We start from the raw sequence: 19,749 nt of genomic DNA, 5'->3' as shown, positions 1-19,749 counted from the left end.
GTGGGAGAATGAAAAGCAAATTGATGGAGGATTTAGGTTTTAATTCCAACTTGATAAGGAAAAGGAAAGGATGAATTGACGGAAAAGAGGGGATGATATGAAGGCGCATAACCGTCCTTCATCAGCAAATCTTCACTATCATCGCGAAGTAAACGCAAATTATCGGCTGTTCGGAATGATTATTTTTGTGCTGACTACTTGCGGTGCCGCTCTGTATGTTTTTTCAAGTAGCATCAGTCAAACTGGGTTGGAGCGGTCTGTCGGATGGCGGGCATTTCTAATTTTTATCGTGGGTGTAGTTCAATTTTTAATTGGAAAAAGTAATCTGACCGATCGATGGAAACCCCATGTGATGTCGAGCGTCTTCTTATTGATACCTTTCATCTACTATCCATACATCGACAATGGAGCACAGACGGTTTGGGCAGCCTCGTTGTTGTTTGTCTTGACGTCTCTTGTCGTGATCAATCGGACGATGTTGCTGTATGCGACGGGAATCAGTGTCCTGTCCCTGTTGTATGTCTGGTTAAAAGCACCGACAGGAATCTCGACCTTTAGTTTGACTGATCATATCGCGCGAATTGGATTGATTCTGATTGCTACACTCATCAGTCTGTTGATTCATAGACAATATGTCACGCATTTAGAAAGAAACATCGATTACCTGACACGATTAAAAGAACAAGCTTTCTTCGATCCGGTTACGGAACTGGCGAATCGGTCCTTTTTTGTCATTGAAACGGAGAAAAAAGCAGTTACAGGAGATATCATCTGTCTGATTGACTTGGATGATTTTAAGACAGTTAATGATGCATTCGGTTACCGGACGGGGGATCGGACGCTTCATGTTATCGGCAAGCGCTTGATGACCCGTTTTTCGGACTGTATCGTGGCGAAAGCGAGTGGAAGTGCTTTTTTATTACATGCAACATCTACGCCACCGCATCAACTATGTGATGAGATTTTAGCCAGTATTTCTGAACGTGTTCAGATTGATTTTAAGCAAATCAATGTAACGGCAAGCATCGGGGTTTCGTTCGTCAACGGGGAATCGATTGATCACGTCATCAATGATGCCGAGATTGCTTTGTTTACGGCAAAGTCAAATCGGAAAAATACGTTTGCGATTACGGATCAGGTAACCCAAAATGAACGCAAACGAGCAATGCAACTGACACGGGATCTGTATGATGCTGATCTTGACCGGGACTTTTTTGTGTTGTTTCAACCACAAGTCAGCGCAGCAACTCACCGCATCACGGGTGCTGAAGCACTAGTCCGGTGGAATCATCCGAAATATGGGCTGATTTCGCCACTGGAATTCATTCCGTTGGCAGAACGGACACGATTCATCGAAACACTTGGGGGATGGGTAATGCGTAAAGCCTGCCGGCAAGGACAGCAGTGGTTGGAACAAGGACGAAAACCAATAACGATTGCCGTTAATGTCTCGCCTTGGCAGTTGCGGCAAGAAGACTTTACCGAAAAGGTATTGGAGATTTTACGAACGACCGGTTTTCCGCCTTACTTATTGGAAATTGAAATGACGGAACATATTTTTATCGAAGGAACGGTACAAATCATCAAAACCTTAAATGAATTGCATCTTCACGGGATCCGGATTGCGCTTGACGATTTCGGAACGGGCTTTTCATCGATGCAGACGCTCGTCGAATTACCTTTCGATCAGTTAAAAATTCCGAAAGAGATTGTCCGGGCGGCGATTGACTCGGAAGAAAAACGAGCCATCGTCGAGACAATCATTCAGCTGGGAAGTCGATTGAAGATGACAATTGTCGCGGAAGGAATTGAAGCGATGGTAGAAGCGGAACTTTTGACAGGATTAGGGTGTCAGACGCTTCAAGGCTATTTGTTCCATAAACCATTGGAAGCGTTATCAATTGAACCATTACTCGAGTTAGAAGCCTAATACAAAAGCTCAACCATTTTCACTTTCGTCACGAGACGTCTGTAGAAAACGGTTGAGCTTTTGCACGTTATAAATAGCGGGCGAAACGCCGTTCGAGCATTTCCTGACCGGCAGCGATGACGGCACAGATTCCCCAGTAAATGAAGGCGATGACAAAATAAACTGTCATGTAGTCGAACTCCCGTCCACCGACAATCTTTGCCCGTTGAAAAATCTCCGGGACTGTAATCATGGCGGCAAGCGAAGAGGCTTTCACCAAATCAAGAAGGACATTTGACAGCGGAGGAATTGCCAGTCGAACAGCCTGAGGCAAGATGATGCCGACGAACACACGGTATCTGGAAAGTCCTAGTGATTGGGCAGCCTCCTGTTGACCACGGTCCACCGACAAAAGGGATGAACGAATGATTTCAGCCATATAGGCAGCGCTGTTCAGACTGAAGCCGGCAATGGCAGCGGTCAAGGCATCCAGTTGAATGTTGATGACCGGTAAACCAAAATAAAACATGAATAATAAGACAAGAATCGGGACACCGCGCATAAATGAAATATAGAGGGTGGCAATCGTCCGTAACAGTCGTGATGTGGATAACCGAGCCAAAGCCAGTAACAAGCCGAGACCAAGGCCGATCACCATACTGAGAATCGAAATCCAAAGAGTATGACTAAGACCACCTAAGATGTAAGGAAACGCTTCTCGTGCTAATTCTGGATTAAAGACGGACCGCCATTCAATTTCAAAGAAGCTGTTCAATTCACGTCAACGAGCGTCGTCTTGATATCAGGCATTTTCGAGACGTCTTTGTTGGCGTAAAATGTTTTCGACAGTTTAGCAAGCGTTCCATCTTTCTTCATCTTGTCGATTTCAGCATTGATGTTCGACTGTAATTCTTTGTTATCTAAATCCATGATGAGTCCGACTTGACTTGGATTGTAGGCGATATCAGGATGAATCGTAATGTCGAAATCTTTAAAGAAATCGACAGCTAAACTTTGTAAATAGTAATCGTTTAAGATGACATCTGTCCGTCCGTTGGAAACATCACGCAAATATTGATCATTCGTCGCATTATCATAGGTGACTTCTTTTGCACCGAATTTCTTAGCGACTTGCATATAGGTCGTCGTCGCTTCCCCCGCTGCTTTTTTGCCTTTTAAATCTTCCAGAGACTTGATGCCGGATAAATCACTTTTACGGACAATCGCCGTCCCGTACGTATATTTGTATGGTTTAGAGAAGGCGAACTTTCCTTTACGTTCATCGGTAATCGTAATATCATTGGCGGCTAAATCAACTTGACCAGTGTTTACACTCGTCAACATTCCGTCAAAAGACATTTCTTTAAATGCCACCTTCAAATCAAGACGTTTAGCAATCTCTTTGACGACTTCGACATCAAAGCCGGTTAATTTATTGCTTTTTTCTTCATGGAATGAGGTCGGATAAAGTGTACCAGCCGTTGCAACTGTCAAGGTTCCTTCTTTTTGAATCTTATCGTATGCGGTCATTTGTTTTTCTTCCTGACCACATGCACTAAGGACCAGGGCAGTTCCTGCAATCAAGAGACCCGTCCATTTCACAGAGTTTTTCATCGTTTCAATTCTCCTTTTCCTAACAAGCACTGATAATTTATTTTCTATTTAAAAGTACCATGGAAAATGGAATTGGCGCAAAAAAGAATAGCCTCTTGAAAAATATTTTATTCAAAAAAAATATCCACCTATATGTAAGCGTTATCATCAAGAAGAGACGGTCTATCAAGGGATTTGAAGAACCGGATTTTAGAAATATACATGGTGGCGAATAAACATAAAAGAGTGTAATGTATATTTTAACAGAATATACAGAAAATTTAGAACGGTTAGGAGCGTGGTAATATGTCATTTCATCAAATGCCGCAACGGCAAGGACTATATGATCCGAGACAAGAACACGATGCGTGTGGAATCGGGGTTTATGCTCATCGGACGGGACGAGTAAGTCATGAAATCGTTCAAAACGCCTTGAAGATGTTGTGTCAGATGGAACATCGGGGGGGACAAGGTAGTGATGCCAAAACAGGCGATGGAGCCGGCGTCCTCACACAAATACCAGATCGTCTCTTCCGCCAAACGTTACGAAATATCAACTTGCCACGCAGTGGGGACTACGGGGTAATGATGATGTTTTTGCCGCGGGAAGACCGCTTGCGTCAACGGTTGGAACGTGTTTTGGAATCGATTATTTTATCAGAAGGACAAGGGTTAATTGAGTGGCGAACTGTCCCGGTTACGAACACGGTGATCGGTGATAAAGCGCGTCAAACGGAACCCGTCATCCGGCAATGCTTTATTGAAGCCAAAAACGTCGAAGGATTAGCGTTCGAGCGGACACTGTTTTTGATTCGTCGACTGTTTGAGCGAGAAGCGGAGCAACTCGGTATCGAACAATACGTCTTAAGCAGCTCCAGCGAGACGATTGTCTACAAAGGACTGGTGACGACGGATCAACTCGGTTTGTATTTTGATGATTTGCAGGATGAACGGTACCAGTCTGGTTTCGCGATCGTCCACTCTAGATTCAGTACGAACACCTTTCCGAGCTGGAAACGTGCCCATCCTAACCGTTATCTCATCCATAATGGAGAAATCAATACATTACAAGGGAATGTCCGGGCAATGCGGAGCCGTGAAAACGGATTGGCCAAGACGACGTACGGCCGTCGGGCGAAAGATGTCTTACCGATTTTGGACGAATCGGGCAGTGACTCCTCGATGCTTGATAATGCGTTCGAGTTTTTATATCTGTCTGGATTGACGCTGGCAGAAACAGCATTGATGCTCGTGCCGGAACCGTTCGAACATGCAGAGGTCCGGCCGGCAAAGCGGGCGTATTATGAATATCACAGCAGTATGATGGAACCGTGGGATGGTCCGTCAGCGATTGTCTTCACGAACGGGAAACAGATTGGGGCGACACTTGACCGGAATGGTCTGCGACCTGCTCGGTACATGATGATGCGGGACGGTCATTTCATGTTATCTTCAGAATCCGGTGTTCTGCCGGTAGCTGAACACGATATCTTATTTAAGAAACGCCTTGTTCCGGGAGAACTGTTATTGCTTGATTTTGCGTCCGGCCAATTGATTTCAGATGAAGAGGTCAAGCGTGAACTCGCGATGCGCCATCCCTATGCCGAGTGGTTGGCGGAAGAGATGATAAAATTACCGGCAGACGTGAAAACGGAAGAGATCTCGAATCTCGGAACGTTACAACGGTTGTTTGGTTACACACGGGAAGACATCGATCAGTATTTGATTCCGCTGGTGGAAGAGAAAAAAGATCCGTTAGGTGCGATGGGGACGGATATCCCGCTTGCTGTGCTGAGTGAACGGCCGCAATCCTTGTTCCGGTATTTTAAACAGCTATTCGCGCAGGTGACGAATCCGCCGATCGATGCGTTGCGGGAACAAATCGTTACGTCGACGATGACCTGGCTCGGTCAGCAAGGGGAACTGTTGACGCCGAACCGGCAGAATTGCCGTCGGATTCGTCTCACATCCCCGGTTCTCACGCCATCGGAAGCTGCGGCCTTAAAGCAGACGAAACTCGTTCACAAGACGCTTTCGACCGTATTTGACGGTCCGCTTGAGGAAACACTCGAAGCGTTACTCGAGCAAGCTGTCCATGCCGTCCGAGGGGGCTGTGAACTGTTGATTCTTTCCGACCGGAATGTCCGGCCGGGTGCTGTCCCGATGCCGATCCTGCTTGTCACAAGTGCTGTCCATCATCATTTGATCCGGGAAGGTCTGCGGACGAAAGTCAGTTTAATCATCGAAGGTGGTGAAATCCGGGAAGTCCATCATTTTGCCGCCTTGCTCGGATACGGAGCCGATGCCATTCATCCTTACCTTGTCTATGCGACGTTACAGGATGCCGTTGTCGAAACGATGCCTGACTATGCGGAGCGATACCGGTCCGCAGTGACAGAGGGTGTGGTCAAAGTCATGTCGAAGATGGGCATTTCGACGGTCTTCAGTTACCGGGGGGCTCAAATTTTTGAGGCTGTCGGGATTGCCGAAGAGGTCATCGACCGTTACTTCACAGGAACTGTCTCGCAACTCGACGGTTTGAACTTGTCACTGATTGAACAGGAAGCTCTTCGTCAACATGAAGAAGGAATCAGACGGACACACCTTGAGTCAGGCAGTGTCTTCCGCTATCGGCACGACGGAGAACATCATGCGTTCAACCCGGCAACGATTCATTTACTGCAACATGCTTGTCGAACCGGTCGGTATGACTTGTTCAAAACCTATTCTTCCCGGATCCAGGAAGAACCGGCGACGTTTTTGCGTCACCTCATGTCTTTCCGGGAAACGACTCCGATTCCGATTGAAGAAGTTGAACCGGTCAGCGAAATCGTCAAGTATTTCAAGATGGGAGCCATGTCTTACGGTTCGCTGTCCAAAGAGGCACACGAGACGTTAGCGATTGCGATGAACCGGCTCGGCGGGAAAAGTAACAGCGGTGAAGGCGGTGAGGAAGAGGAACGGTATCATTTGGATGAAAACGGTGATTCCCGGATGAGCCGGATCAAACAGATTGCATCTGGTCGATTCGGTGTCACGAGCGATTACCTCGTCCATGCCGACGAACTGCAAATCAAGGTCGCACAAGGAGCAAAGCCGGGAGAAGGCGGGCAGCTGCCGGGAGAAAAAGTTTACCCGTGGATTGCCCGTGTCCGGGCCTCGACACCCGGTGTCGGATTGATTTCACCTCCACCCCACCATGATATTTATTCGATTGAAGATTTGGCGCAGTTGATTCACGACTTGAAACGAGCGAATGATCAGGCGCGGATCAGTGTTAAGCTAGTCGCCAAAGGCGGTGTCGGAACGATTGCTGCCGGCGTCGCCAAAGGATTGGCCGATGTCATTGTCATCAGCGGTCATGACGGAGGGACCGGTGCGTCACCGAAGACCAGCATTCAACATACGGGATTACCGTGGGAACTGGGCTTGGCCGAAACCCATCAGACACTTGCATTAAACGGATTACGGGACCGGGTCGTTTTGGAAACGGATGGAAAGTTATTGACGGGACGCGATGTCATCATCGCTGCGATGCTCGGAGCCAATGAATACGGGTTTGCAACGGCACCGTTAATTGCCGTCGGCTGTATCATGATGCGGGCCTGCCACCTCGATACGTGTCCGGTTGGTGTCGCGACACAAGATCCGAAATTACGTGAGAAATTTACAGGATCGGCGGATCATGTCGTCCATTTCATGGAATTTGTCGCCGAAGAAGTCCGTGAATATTTAGCACAACTCGGTGTGAGACGTTTAGCCGATTTAGTCGGTCGGACCGATCTGTTAGAAACGTCCAACCGGATGAAGACGCACTGGAAAGCTTCCAGTCTCGATTTATCCCGACTGTTCGTCATGCCGGGTTATTCGGCAGAGAACCGGCAGTATCAACAGCATTACGTCTCGGCTTCATTTGACGGACGGGAACTGGAAACTGTCATCACGGATGAATCCTTTACGGAACAACAAACCTTTGCCTTCCCGATCACCAATATAGACCGGGCAATCGGAACGAATACCGGATCACGTTTGACACGGCTCTACGGCGCAATGGGGCTTCCGACGGATCGGTTAACGCTGAATCTGACAGGTTCAGCCGGTCAAAGTCTTGGGGCGTATATTCCACGCGGCATGACATTGAATGTGTCAGGAGATGCCAACGACTATGTCGGCAAGGGATTATCAGGGGGGGTCATCGCCGTTCGTCCACAGGCAAAATCGAGTTTCGTCTCCGCTGATCAGGTCATCATCGGAAATGTCGCACTGTACGGAGCGACAAGCGGCGAACTTTACGTTAATGGTCAAGCGGGGGAACGATTTGCTGTCCGGAACAGCGGAGCAACCGCGGTCGTTGAAGGGATCGGAAATCATGGTCTCGAATATATGACGGGCGGAAGTGTCGTCATCCTGGGTGATGTCGGACTGAACTTCGCGGCCGGAATGTCGGGTGGCGTCGCGTACGTCTTGCCAAAAGATGTTACACGTTTTGAGGCCCGGATCAATCGGGAACTCGTCGTAACGGGAGCTGTTTCTGACCCGGAAGAAGCAACACGCTTAAAATCGTTTATCGAGCGGCATGTTGCGCGGACGAACAGTGAACAAGGTCATGCCATCCTGGCAAACTGGGATCATGTCCTCAGCTCATTCATCCGTGTCATCCCGACGACCTACCAAGCTGTGACGACTCTGATGGCAGGCTACGCGCAACAGGGACACAATACAGAAGAAGCGATGTTGCTGGCATTTGAGACGCATATCGGACGCGGAACAGGAGGGGAAAAATGAAGAGACGGGATCAATTTATGAACGTTCCTCGCCAGGCAGGCAAGGAACGTGACAGCAGGGAAAGAGTTGGCGATTTTAATGAGTACAAAGAACGTTTTTCTGAATCGGAAGCGTCGGAGCAGGCCAGCCGTTGCATGGATTGCGGGACACCGTTTTGCCATGTCGGTGAGACGTATGGACAAGTCAAAATCGGGTGTCCGGTCTACAATTTGATTCCGGAATGGAACGTGCTGGTCGAACAGGGAAATTTCCACGAAGCCCTGCAGCGGCTCCAAGAGACAAATAACTTCCCGGAATTCACAGGCCGTGTCTGTCCCGCGCCGTGTGAAGGATCGTGCACCCTCTCGATCAACGAACCTGCTGTCACGATCAAACAGATCGAACGGACCATCATCGATATCGGTTTTGAAAAAGGATGGGTCCAACCGCGTATTCCGTCGGTCAGAAGTCAACACCGGATTGCAATTGTCGGTTCAGGGCCGGCCGGCTTAGCGGCAGCCGATCAATTGAACCAAGCGGGGCATCAAGTGACGGTGTTTGAACGGGAAGACCAAATTGGTGGATTATTGACATACGGGATTCCGGCGATGAAACTTTCGAAAGACATCGTTGCCCGTCGTGTCCGCTTGCTTGAGACGGAAGGTATCACGTTCAAAACTGGTGTCACGATCGGTCTTGATCTATCACTGGATCAACTGGAAGCCGATTACGATGCCGTCATCCTTTGTGTCGGCGCAACTGAACCAAGAAAAATACCGGACGCTCCGAGTAGTGGCGTCGGATACGCGATGGAATATTTGACAAGCGTGACGCGGCAACTTTTGACAGGACAAGCGTTAATCGACCTGCATGATACACGGGGGAAAGATGTCCTCGTCATCGGAGGCGGTGACACGGGAGCAGACTGTGTAGCGACGGCACTGCGGCAAGGATGCCGCTCCGTCGTCCAGTTCGGGAAACACGAGATGCCGGGTTCGGAACGCACACCGGACAACATGTGGCCGGATACACCGAACCTGTACAGCCTCGATTATGGTTATGAGGAAGCCCTCGTTCAATTTGGTCGTGATCCACGAGAATACTTGATTGCGATTGAGCGTTACACGACGGATGAAGCCGGACGATTAACCGGCGTCTGGACGATTCATAATGAAAAAATCCGCCATGGCGATGGACGGGTTGAGTTTCAGAAGCTTCTGGGCACCGAAAAATATTATCCGGTCGATACGATGTTGATTGCAATCGGGTTCAGCGGTGTCGAGCAGGATGTTCTACGTCATCTACCGGTTGAGACACAAAACGGGAAGATTAAAACGCGGTCGTACGCGACCGGCCGACCGGGTGTATTTGCCGCCGGCGATGCCCGGCGCGGTCAGTCATTGATTGTTTGGGCGATCCGGGAAGGACGGGAAGTTGCTGAAAAAGTTGAGCAACACCTCCTGAGCTTGCACCAGCAAACCGGTTGATCAGTAGTGAAATCAAAAAACGTTCGAGACTCCTCAGGCAGGAGATTCGAACGTTTTTTGGTTTGTCATGAATGTTGGACAATGTTAAAAAAAGAAAATTGATAATCCGGTTTATCTTGTACCCTTTTCGAAGCGCTTTCAGCTAGGATGAAAGAGAAGGAGTGATCAGGATGGCCATTACTATTATCTTTGTCTGCGACTCGGGACTGGTCAGCAGTGTCATGGGAGCCAAAGTGTTGCGGAATCGATTACAAAAAGAGCACCTTCACGTAACAGTCGAGACATGCCGGGCGAAAGAAATCCCGACAGAGACCACGTTTCTAATCGGTCCCCGGAAAATCGTATCCGATTTACCGGTCGATTCCACGTGCAAGGTATTTGCCGTCGATCATCTGTTGGCAGCGGCGTCCTATGATGATTTAATTAAGACCATTAGAAACGAGTTGATGCAACGTGATTGATTTTACGGCCCGCGAGCGGGAAATCCTATTTTATTTACTGACGAAATCAGAACCGGTTCAGATTCAGGAAATCGCAGAAGCACTCGAAACTTCGGAGCGGACGATTCAACGGGAACGCGAGCGGCTTGGACAAACGGTAGCGCCGTTTCAGTTAGAAATGAGTTACATCCGGGGAAGGGGCTTACAGTTGAGTGGCGATGAGGGACACAAACGGGAACTCCGTGAAGCATTGTTGTTATCGCATCGGCAGTTACCATCGGCGGAAGATCGGCAAGTCGAGCTTGCGTATCGGCTCTTACAAGAAGAAGGAATGATCAAACTGCAGGCTTTGGCACATGCCATGTACATCGCGCCAAGTACGATCAGTCAAGATTTAGAACAGGTTGATGAATGGTTTTGTCAGTATGCGCTGGAGTTAAAACGTAAAAAAGGATTAGGGGCGGAAGTCATCGGTGAAGAAATCGACAAACGCCGCTTGCTGGTATCCTTGATTTTCACCCAATGGGATGTCTTGTCCTTTTACCGATTTCTTCAGGGGCACGTCGATCAACTGCCTCATTTACTTCAAATCCACCAAAGGGAGTGGATTGAAGCAATTAACCAATCGTATGCCGTCATCGTTCCTTTGACGAAACAACAGGATATCAGTGACCGTCTCCTGATGCGGGCGGCACTGAGTTTAGCGGTACAAGCAATCCGGATGGACCGGTTCCCGATGGTCTACGAACTGAAAGCGTATCCGCTCGAAGTGCTGCATCACGTCGATACGCTGCAGCAACGGTTGCCGTATCCTTTATCGATTGCCGAGCGGCAATGGATTTCTGAGGAATTACGGAATTTCCAACAAGATCAGCTGGAGACCGGTGAAGAATTGGTCATTCGACTGCGTGTTAAACGACTCATCGAACAAGTCTCCTTATTGTACGGGGAAGCTTTTATGGAAGACCGGGCACTCGAACACGGTTTAGTCAGCCACATCATGTCATACACGAAACAAAACATCGTCAATCCGTCCTATGTCATCAAACAAATTGAACGGGAGTATCCGCGTCTGTTTGATGCCGTCAAACAAGCAGCTGAATTCGTCTTCAACGATCAAACGTTTGCAGATTATGATTTGGCATTTTGGGTGATGCACTTTGGTGCCGTTTTGAGTAAACCATTGCCGAAAATCCCGTACCGTGTCCTGGTCGTCTGTTCGGCGGGACTGGGATCATCCAAATTATTGATGAACCGGTTGCGACAGGAATTTACGGAATTGGAGCAGGTTGAAAGTTCGTCGCTCTTTGGCATCGGACGTCTACAGTTGAAGGATTATGACTTTGTGTTATCGACGGTGCCGTTACCGGATATCAGTCAACCTCATCTGCTCGTCAACCCGTTATTGCCCAAAGAAGAGGTTGAACGAATCCGGAAGTTGCTCGTTTCCTTACCTAAATCCTTCCAAGCCGCTCCTCGACAGGAAACATCCGGCTGGCTGGATTTATCCAGATTGGAAGAATTGGTTAAGACGGCCCGTCAATTAAGTGACGCCTTTTCCATCGAAACGATTTCCGCACAAACGGAAGGATTGGAAGAAATCCTTCTTGAAATCAGCAACGGACTGGTCGATAAAAATGTCACTTCATCGGCCGTTCAGTTGTCAACGCAGTTGTTACGCCGGCACGAGATGTCCGGACTCGGGATTCCTGGTACACGCCTGGCATTGTTTCACGGTCGCGACGATTCGATTCACCGGGGGGGATTTTTTATCTATGAGCTCGAACAACCGATTGAGCTGCTCGGGATGGATCAAGCGATTCAACCGGTCGAACGGATTTTAGTTCTGGCTGCACCGGAAGAAGCGACGGATCAGCTGTTGCAACTGCTCAGTTCGATTAGTGGTGCCATCATCGAAAATGATGTGCAAACCCATCAGTTTGAATACGGAGATGTCCATCAGCTTCGGCAGATCTTGAACCGGACGTTCCGAAAAGTCATTGAACGGGAACTGCAGACGGTCGAGCAACCGCTTGATTTTTCATTGTGACGGCAAATCAGGAGAACCATTCGTTGATGCGGATGGTTCTTTTAGTCTTGTCCAAGAAGGTTGCCAAAACGTGAACTAGGAAAGATTGAGTAAGCGTTTCCAAAGCGCATACAATAAGGGCATAGCAAAGCACTTATCATACGATGCATGAAATGGAGGGTACACCAATGACAACAACACAAGCAGGAAAACGCGGATTGCGTGTCCAGGTTCAACGGTTCGGAAGTTTCCTCAGCGGAATGGTCATGCCGAACATCGGTGCGTTCATCGCCTGGGGGATCATTACAGCGTTATTCATTCCGACCGGATGGGCACCGAATAAAAGTCTGGCAGAATTAGTCGGTCCGACGATCACGTATCTGTTACCGCTACTGATTGGTTTTACCGGCGGGAAGCTCATGCATGATGTCCGGGGAGGAGTCGTCGGAGCACTGGCGACGATGGGGGTTATCGTCGGAACAGACATTCCGATGTTCCTCGGCGCAATGGTCATGGGACCACTCGGGGGATTCACCATCAAGAAATTTGATCAATTGATTGAAGGAAAAGTCAAACCGGGTCTTGAGATGCTCGTCAACAACTTCTCAGTCGGAATTATCGGCGGTTTGCTGATGATCGGTGGATTTAAACTGTTTGGTCCATTAATGACAGGACTGGATGACATCATGGCAGCGGCAGTCGGAGCAATTGTTAGTGCACACCTGTTACCGCTCGCCAGTCTGTTCATCGAACCGGCTAAAATTTTGTTCCTCAACAATGCGATTAACCACGGGATTTTAAGTCCACTCGGCTTGGATCAAGTCAGTGAAGCTGGAAAATCAGTTCTGTTTTTACTTGAAGCGAATCCGGGTCCCGGTCTCGGTTTGTTACTCGCATATTCAATCTTCGGTTCCGGCGCAGCGAAAAAGACGGCTCCAGGGGCGGCCTTCATCCAATTTATCGGCGGGATTCATGAAATTTACTTCCCGTATGTGTTGATGAAACCCGTTCTCTTGCTCGCGATGATTGCCGGAGGAATGAGCGGTATCCTGACATTCGTCTTATTTGATGTCGGTCTTGTCGCACCCGCTTCACCCGGAAGTATCATTGCTGTCCTTGCGATGGCGTCCCGCGGTTCATACGTTGGCCTCGTTGCCGGCATCTTGATTTCCGCATCGGTAACGTTCGTCGTCTCGGCGGTCTTACTCAAAACGAGTAAAGCAAAAGAAACATCACTTGAAGAAGCGACGGCCAATGTCAGCGCGATGAAAGGCAAAAATTCGATCGCTTCATCGCTCGTCTCGGCAGAATCGGCAACTTCGTTAGCAGAAGTTGAACATATCATTTTTGCCTGCGATGCCGGAATGGGGTCAAGTGCGATGGGAGCATCCGTCTTACGTAACAAAATCAATAAAGCCGGATTGCCGATTAAAGTGACGAACACGTCAATCAGTCAACTCCCGAAAGACGCAGAGTTCATCATTACGCACCAGGATTTGACGCAACGGGCGAAGGAACAAGTACCGCAAGCCGAACACCGGTCCGTCGAAAACTTCTTGAATGCCGGATACTATGATCAACTGGTTCATGAAATTGAAACAGCACGAAATAAAATTTCTTAAAAAATAGACAGGAGTGAATGCATGATGGCAACAGCGATGAAATTAGAAAAAGAGATGGTGTTACTGAATCAACACTTTAGTTCAGACGAGGAAGCGATTGAAGCAGCAGGAGAATTACTTGTTAATCACGGGTATGTCCGTCCGAACTATATCGAATCGATGAAAACCCGTCACCGCTTATCGACGGTCTATATCGGAAACCACGTCGCGATTCCCCATGGTACGGAAGAGTCGAAAGGCGAAGTCCTGAAAACGGGATTATCGATTCTGCAAGTTCCGAACGGTGTCCCGTTCGGAGCGGAACAGGCGAAGCTGATTATCGGTATCGCGGGAATCGGCGACGAACATTTGGAACTGCTGTCGCATATTGCCATCATCTGTTCAGACGAAGAGAATGTCGAACGGTTGGTTAAGGCGCAGACGGCGGAAGACATCATTCAATTGTTAACTGTGGAGGTGTAAGGCATGAAAGCCGTTCATTTTGGAGCAGGAAACATCGGTCGGGGATTCATCGGCTTACAATTGGTTAAATCCGGTTATGACGTCTGTTTCATTGACGTCAACGCCGAAGTCGTCGAAGCATTGAAGTCGCGCCGGGCATATACGGTTGGCTATGCGGCAGAAGAAGCGGCGGCAGAGGAGGTATCCAACGTGACTGCCTTGAATAGTCAAACCGAAGCCGAGCAGGTGATGGAAGCAATCGCTACAGCTGATGTTGTGACGACGGCAGTCGGTCCAACGTTGCTCGCAAGAATCGCGCCGTTACTGGCAGAGGGAATCAAACGGCGGACGACAATGAAAAACGTATATGTCATCGCGTGTGAAAACATGATTGAGGGATCCAGTCACTTGCAGCAAGAAGTGATGCAACATCTGGGTACGATGCCGCCGGGCGTCTTTTTCCCAAATGCCGCCGTCGACCGGATCGTTCCATTACAACATCATGAAGATCCGTTATATGTCGAAGTCGAACCGTTTTTCGAATGGGTCATTGAGACGAAAGACTTACCGGACGGGTATCCGACGTTTGAAGGGGTAACGTACGTCACGGACATTACACCATTCATCGAACGAAAGTTATTCACCGTTAACACCGGACACGCGATTGCCTCATACCTCGGTGCGTTATTTGGAAAAGAGACGATTGCTGAAAGTCTGCAGGACGTCCGTGTCCGACGCGGTGTCCAGACCGCTTTGTATGAGACCGGTTGGCTGTTGCTTGAAAAATACGGCTTTGATCCAAAAGATCACAGTGCGTACATCCAGAAAAATATTAAACGATTTGAAAATCCGCGGATTCATGATGAAATCGTCCGCGTCGCCCGTTCGCCGATTCGTAAACTCGGACCACGCGACCGCCTGGTCAAACCGGCCCGGGAATTAATGGATCGCGGAATCGAAGCGAATGGATTAGCCTTAGGGATTGCAGCCGCCTTAACCTATTCCGATCCAAATGATTCAGAATCTTCTGAATTAAATACGTTCATCGAAGAACATGGGATTCGCCAGACGGTCACGACCTATCTTGGTCTGGAGGCTGAAGAACGTCTCAGTCAATTGATTGTCAGTCAATACGAACAGATGCATCCGATGAGTGATTCGATTGCGTGATAGAGCTTACTTTCAACCAGTCTCGTTTTTGCGGAGACTGGTTTTTTTATATAAAGACATGAAAATTGTAGCCAAACACTGTAAACATCGAGATGCTGTTGAAATTTCCAAATCTCTAACATAAATCAATAGTCTTGTGTATAACAGATTTAGAATATTCGTTATCGAATATTTTTTGTGGTTATTGCGATGTACGCTATAGAAACGGAACTATTCTCCGATCCGATTCTTAGTTAAGAGAAGGTGGCATTATGCAAAATTATAAAGTGAACGTATATATGGTAAAAGGCGCACGATTAAAAACCAATCATTCTTTGACAGCCAAACACTTGATTTATACAAGTCAATTTTCATCGCATACACCGGTTGAACTGCTTCATCAACTGCTGTTAAATCGTCTGACACTCGATCAGGAACAGAACCAGCACTTGATGTATACACTCGAAGTCAACACCGTCGTTGACCAATACGTGATCGATGTCCGTCTTTTTTCTGAATTAGACGTGTCGGACAAGGTGGAACGCGGACTGATCGAATTGATTGAACGAGAAGAAGTGAGACATATTCAAGCGCTTGAAATCGGAAAACCGGACTATGCCGAATTTGCTCATTTGGTTTTGCATGTTAAACCGGGAGCACTCCGTGTCGATCAAGAGAAAATGCAGCGTGTCTTCGACGGATCTGGTGTCAACGGTCAAATCATTTTACAAAAAGAGCGGATCGACAGCCGGGAACCGTGTCACTCGATTCAATTGTTAATCGGCGGGATGGAAAAAAGTTTATACAGTTTATCGCATTATCAACTAGATCCGCTGTTCCGGAAATACGGCTTAGTCATCCAGTCCTTAAATCTGTTACCATTTGATCTGTTTTTGATTCGTGATAAAGTGGCGATGTTATCGTCTGCTGACGCCACGCGGCTATGGATTGATGACATTACGACTTCCAAAAACGGCAGAAGCCATCAAATCTGCTTTAAGGACGGTCAAGAATTCATGACGGTCATCTGTGATTTACACGGTTCGATCCGCTCGTATAAATGTTCTTGAGAGGGTCTTTGACGTTTAACATGGTTTCATTTCGGTTAAATCCTTTAGAGAAGAAGCTGAAGCTAAAGAATTGGAGATGAAGGATATGTTATCAGAAAAGCAAATCGAGACATTCAAAACACGTTTGTTAAAGGAAAAAGATAAAACGGAGACCAATATCGAAAATCGTGAAGTCGATTACGATACCGGGGAACTGTCGAGCTACGATAACCATCCGGGCGATTCAGGAGACGAACTCTTTTTACGGGAACGGGATCAAGCGATGACGGACATGCAGGAAGAGATGTTATCGGACGTCGATCTAGCGTTGAAAGCGATTGAAGATGGCACGTACGGCGTCTGTAAAGTCTGTGGAAAAGACATCGAAATCGAACGTCTTGATATCATTCCGGAAACGTTGTTATGTATTGAAGACGCTAAAAAAGAAGAAGAAAAAGTCGGGAACGATCCGGCATCCCGTCCGAGTGAAGAAGCGGTTCTTGATCCGTCCGTCACGGCAACCGGAAAAGATATCGACGGGGCAACCGACGGATTCAGTAAGGTCGGTGAGTTCGGCAACTCAGACACACCTTCTGACAAAGAGGATGGTATTGACCCGACACGCTAAATTAAACGAGCAACACGTCCACCCGTTTTAGGAGGACGTGTTTTTTTATAAAAATTTCTGGATAAAAAATATCGGAAAATTTTGACTTTTATCAAACATTTGGTACGATAGAAACGAGAAGACATTTCGATAGGGGTAAAATGAAAGCGCATACATGAGATACCTTCTCGTCGTTTGACCATTTTATTTGAGGGAGGAACAATCAGATGATTTATGAGATTCCAAACACGCAAGGGTCGAAGGTACAGTACAAGGATCGTTATGAAAATTTCATTAATGGCAAGTGGACGGCACCGGTCGGTGGAGAATATTTTGATAACGTGACGCCGATTACCGGGAAAGTGTTATGTCAAGTAGCCCGTTCAGGGAAAGAAGATGTCGAGCTGGCACTTGATGCAGCACATGCGGCAAAAGATGCCTGGGGCAAGACGTCAGTCGCAGAACGGTCAAACATTTTAAATAAAATTGCGAATCGGATGGAAGAAAATCTTGAGATGCTCGCCTATGCGGAAACGCTTGAAAACGGAAAAGCTGTACGCGAGACACTGAATGCCGACCTTCCGCTCGCCATCGATCATTTCCGGTACTTTGCAGGGGTCATCCGGGCGCAAGAAGGTTCAATCGGGGAACTCGACAACGATACGGTCGCCTATCATTTCCATGAGCCGCTTGGAGTCGTCGGTCAAATCATTCCGTGGAACTTCCCGATTTTAATGGCTGTCTGGAAACTGGCACCGGCACTCGCGGCAGGAAACTGTGTCGTCTTGAAACCGGCGGAACAAACACCGGCAAGTATTCTGTTACTGACGGAACTGATTGAAGATTTATTACCTCCGGGTGTCTTGAATATCGTCAACGGTTTTGGGCTTGAAGCCGGAAAACCGCTCGCGTCGAGCAAACGGATCGCAAAAATTGCTTTCACGGGTGAAACGACGACAGGACGGCTCATCATGCAGTATGCTTCGCAAAACATCATTCCGGTCACACTCGAGCTCGGTGGGAAATCACCAAACATTTTCTTTGCCGACATCATGGATGCCGATGATGCCTTCTTCGATAAAGTGATTGAAGGATTATTGATGTTTGCCTTGAACCAAGGCGAAGTCTGTACATGTCCATCGCGTGCCTTGATTGAAGAATCGATCTACGAACCATTCATGGAGCGTGTACTGGAGCGGGTCAAAGCAATCAAACTCGGCAATCCGCTTGATGCTGACGTCATGATGGGTGCCCAGGCGTCGAGTGAACAAATGGAAAAAATCCTCTCGTATCTTGAAATCGGAAAATCGGAAGGGGCCGAATGCCTGATTGGCGGCGAACGGAACCATCTTGACGGCGACTTGGCGGATGGTTATTACATTCAGCCGACAATTTTCAAAGGACATAACAAAATGCGGATTTTCCAAGAAGAGATTTTTGGTCCTGTCCTATCGGTCACAACGTTTAAAACAGAAGAAGAAGCGTTGCAAATCGCCAATGACACACTGTACGGTTTAGGTGCAGGCGTCTGGACACGCGATATGAACCGCGCATACCGCTTCGGACGGGCGATCGAAGCTGGACGGGTCTGGACAAACTGTTACCACCAGTACCCGGCACACGCCGCGTTCGGTGGCTATAAAATGTCAGGAATCGGTCGTGAAAACCATAAAATGATGCTCAACCATTACCAACGGACAAAAAACCTTCTCGTCAGTTACAGCCCGGATAAACTTGGTTTCTTCTAATCGAAGAAAGGATGTGGCGACATGGTCGAACGTGTACTTGCGACCGATGCCGGCTTGGAATTGATTGAACGGCTGAAAGCGAAACACGGACCGTTGATGTTTCACCAATCGGGTGGCTGTTGCGACGGCAGTTCCCCGATGTGTTTTGCGGAAGGGGATTTATTTTTAGGGGATCAGGATTTATTGATCGGCACAATCGGTGGTTGTCCGTTTTATATTCATGAGGATCAGTATGAATATTGGAAACATACACAATTGATCATTGATGTCGTCAATGGTCGAGGCGGAATGTTTTCTTTGGAAGGTGTCGAGGGCAAACGATTTTTGACACGTTCTCGTGCTTTTACGACTGAAGAATATGCAGAACTCACGGCATCTACCAAATCGTAATTCGATAAATAACACCTCGCTCGAATCTTTAAGGAATCATCCTTAAAGATTCGAGACGAAGGTGTTTTTTTGGGCGTAAAAACCTGAATGAGAGGTCACGTTTTATTTATAGGCGGCGTCACGTTATAATTAAAAGATATTTTACAAAAAGAGGAGGGCGAAACATGGCAACATTTCAAGAATTGACGTCAATTGAAGACGTAAGGGACTTTTATCTTCAAGAATCGGCAAGTTTCATTTATATTTCCAGTCCGGGCTGTGGCGTTTGTGCCTCGTTGTTTCCACAAATCGAACCGATTTTGGCAAATCATCCCGAATTTCGGTCTGGACATGTTGACTTGGTTACCGTCCCGGAAATTGTCGGAGAATTTTCGGTGTTTACCGCGCCTTCTTTGTTGTTTTTTGTTCAAGGAAAAGAACTTCACCGGGAAGCACGAATCGTTCCAATCGAACCGTTTACCCGGAAAGTCGAACAACTCAGCCGATTAGTGGCTTCGATGAACTGAAAAATCCAACATCGT

Annotated in this window: 15 protein-coding genes; 13 read left to right on the top strand and 2 right to left on the bottom strand. The window is 47.7% G+C overall.

What is annotated here, in order from left to right:
• The first annotated feature begins 97 nt into the window (after positions 1–97).
• Positions 98–1,930, top strand: coding sequence for a putative bifunctional diguanylate cyclase/phosphodiesterase (locus tag AC3IRK_RS09175; RefSeq protein ID WP_131972563.1), 1,833 nt, complete (start codon positions 98–100; stop codon positions 1,928–1,930).
• A 67-nt stretch (positions 1,931–1,997) separates the two neighbouring features.
• Here AC3IRK_RS09175 and AC3IRK_RS09170 read toward each other — a convergent pair whose 3' ends face one another.
• A complete protein-coding gene (locus AC3IRK_RS09170) occupies positions 1,998–2,684 on the bottom strand; it encodes an amino acid ABC transporter permease (protein ID WP_131503635.1) in 687 nt (228 codons plus the stop codon).
• The gene (locus AC3IRK_RS09165) at positions 2,681–3,523 is read right to left on the bottom strand and encodes a transporter substrate-binding domain-containing protein (protein ID WP_114596547.1); all 843 of its coding nucleotides are present in this window, start codon (positions 3,521–3,523) and stop codon (positions 2,681–2,683) included. Before AC3IRK_RS09165 ends, AC3IRK_RS09170 begins: the two co-directional genes overlap by 4 nt.
• Before the next feature lie 285 nt (positions 3,524–3,808).
• On the opposite strand from AC3IRK_RS09165, the gene gltB reads away from it, so the two are divergent.
• The 12 genes from gltB to AC3IRK_RS09105 all read left to right on the top strand — a co-directional run bounded on the left by gltB (position 3,809) and on the right by AC3IRK_RS09105 (position 19,734).
• The gene (gene gltB, locus AC3IRK_RS09160) at positions 3,809–8,287 is read left to right on the top strand and encodes a glutamate synthase large subunit (protein WP_489169898.1); all 4,479 of its coding nucleotides are present in this window, start codon (positions 3,809–3,811) and stop codon (positions 8,285–8,287) included.
• Positions 8,284–9,753 (top strand): glutamate synthase subunit beta, encoded by a 1,470-nt coding sequence (locus AC3IRK_RS09155; RefSeq protein ID WP_131503637.1) that lies wholly within the window; start codon positions 8,284–8,286, stop codon positions 9,751–9,753. The genes gltB and AC3IRK_RS09155 overlap by 4 nt, the downstream gene beginning before the upstream one ends.
• Before the next feature lie 170 nt (positions 9,754–9,923).
• Positions 9,924–10,214, top strand: coding sequence for a PTS sugar transporter subunit IIB (locus tag AC3IRK_RS09150; RefSeq protein ID WP_489169897.1), 291 nt, complete (start codon positions 9,924–9,926; stop codon positions 10,212–10,214).
• Entirely contained in the window at positions 10,207–12,243 is a 2,037-nt protein-coding gene (locus AC3IRK_RS09145; RefSeq protein ID WP_489169896.1) for a BglG family transcription antiterminator, read from the top strand. Before AC3IRK_RS09150 ends, AC3IRK_RS09145 begins: the two co-directional genes overlap by 8 nt.
• Before the next feature lie 167 nt (positions 12,244–12,410).
• Positions 12,411–13,844 (top strand): PTS mannitol transporter subunit IIBC, encoded by a 1,434-nt coding sequence (locus tag AC3IRK_RS09140; protein ID WP_131972568.1) that lies wholly within the window; start codon positions 12,411–12,413, stop codon positions 13,842–13,844.
• A 24-nt stretch (positions 13,845–13,868) separates the two neighbouring features.
• Positions 13,869–14,306: a PTS mannitol transporter subunit IIA gene (locus AC3IRK_RS09135; protein WP_255508447.1), complete on the top strand. Its 438-nt coding sequence runs from the start codon at positions 13,869–13,871 to the stop codon at positions 14,304–14,306.
• 3 nt (positions 14,307–14,309) lie between these two features.
• Positions 14,310–15,455 (top strand): mannitol-1-phosphate 5-dehydrogenase, encoded by a 1,146-nt coding sequence (locus tag AC3IRK_RS09130; RefSeq protein WP_489169895.1) that lies wholly within the window; start codon positions 14,310–14,312, stop codon positions 15,453–15,455.
• Between the two features lie 251 nt (positions 15,456–15,706).
• The gene (locus AC3IRK_RS09125; RefSeq protein ID WP_188004460.1) at positions 15,707–16,504 is read left to right on the top strand and encodes a hypothetical protein; all 798 of its coding nucleotides are present in this window, start codon (positions 15,707–15,709) and stop codon (positions 16,502–16,504) included.
• A gap of 85 nt (positions 16,505–16,589) precedes the next feature.
• Positions 16,590–17,111, top strand: coding sequence for a TraR/DksA C4-type zinc finger protein (locus AC3IRK_RS09120; protein ID WP_131972571.1), 522 nt, complete (start codon positions 16,590–16,592; stop codon positions 17,109–17,111).
• Positions 17,112–17,317: 206 nt separating this feature from the next.
• A complete protein-coding gene (adh, locus tag AC3IRK_RS09115) occupies positions 17,318–18,838 on the top strand; it encodes an aldehyde dehydrogenase (RefSeq protein ID WP_489169894.1) in 1,521 nt (506 codons plus the stop codon).
• A gap of 21 nt (positions 18,839–18,859) precedes the next feature.
• Positions 18,860–19,228, top strand: a complete 369-nt coding sequence (locus tag AC3IRK_RS09110) for a DUF779 domain-containing protein (protein ID WP_131972573.1) — start codon at positions 18,860–18,862, stop codon at positions 19,226–19,228.
• Positions 19,229–19,392: 164 nt separating this feature from the next.
• On the top strand, positions 19,393–19,734 hold the full coding sequence (locus AC3IRK_RS09105) for a thioredoxin family protein (protein ID WP_188004458.1): 342 nt from the start codon (positions 19,393–19,395) through the stop codon (positions 19,732–19,734).
• The last annotated feature ends 15 nt before the right edge of the window (positions 19,735–19,749 follow it).

It is taken from the genome of Exiguobacterium sp. GL_137 (assembly GCF_057834585.1).
The sequence above is the reverse complement of the archived record's forward strand: the minus strand, read 5'-3'. Positions and strand labels throughout refer to the sequence as shown.

Excerpts from the sequence above, each read along its gene's own strand:
- AC3IRK_RS09175 (WP_131972563.1), top strand. The coding sequence starts at position 98 with ATGAAGGCGCATAACCGTCCTTCATCAGCAAATCTTCACTATCATCGC.
- AC3IRK_RS09165 (WP_114596547.1), bottom strand. The coding sequence starts at position 3,523 with ATGAAAAACTCTGTGAAATGGACGGGTCTCTTGATTGCAGGAACTGCC.
- gltB (WP_489169898.1), top strand. The coding sequence starts at position 3,809 with ATGTCATTTCATCAAATGCCGCAACGGCAAGGACTATATGATCCGAGA.
- AC3IRK_RS09155 (WP_131503637.1), top strand. The coding sequence starts at position 8,284 with ATGAAGAGACGGGATCAATTTATGAACGTTCCTCGCCAGGCAGGCAAG.
- AC3IRK_RS09150 (WP_489169897.1), top strand. The coding sequence starts at position 9,924 with ATGGCCATTACTATTATCTTTGTCTGCGACTCGGGACTGGTCAGCAGT.
- AC3IRK_RS09140 (WP_131972568.1), top strand. The coding sequence starts at position 12,411 with ATGACAACAACACAAGCAGGAAAACGCGGATTGCGTGTCCAGGTTCAA.
- AC3IRK_RS09135 (WP_255508447.1), top strand. The coding sequence starts at position 13,869 with ATGGCAACAGCGATGAAATTAGAAAAAGAGATGGTGTTACTGAATCAA.
- AC3IRK_RS09130 (WP_489169895.1), top strand. The coding sequence starts at position 14,310 with ATGAAAGCCGTTCATTTTGGAGCAGGAAACATCGGTCGGGGATTCATC.
- AC3IRK_RS09125 (WP_188004460.1), top strand. The coding sequence starts at position 15,707 with ATGCAAAATTATAAAGTGAACGTATATATGGTAAAAGGCGCACGATTA.
- AC3IRK_RS09120 (WP_131972571.1), top strand. The coding sequence starts at position 16,590 with ATGTTATCAGAAAAGCAAATCGAGACATTCAAAACACGTTTGTTAAAG.
- adh (WP_489169894.1), top strand. The coding sequence starts at position 17,318 with ATGATTTATGAGATTCCAAACACGCAAGGGTCGAAGGTACAGTACAAG.
- AC3IRK_RS09110 (WP_131972573.1), top strand. The coding sequence starts at position 18,860 with ATGGTCGAACGTGTACTTGCGACCGATGCCGGCTTGGAATTGATTGAA.
- AC3IRK_RS09105 (WP_188004458.1), top strand. The coding sequence starts at position 19,393 with ATGGCAACATTTCAAGAATTGACGTCAATTGAAGACGTAAGGGACTTT.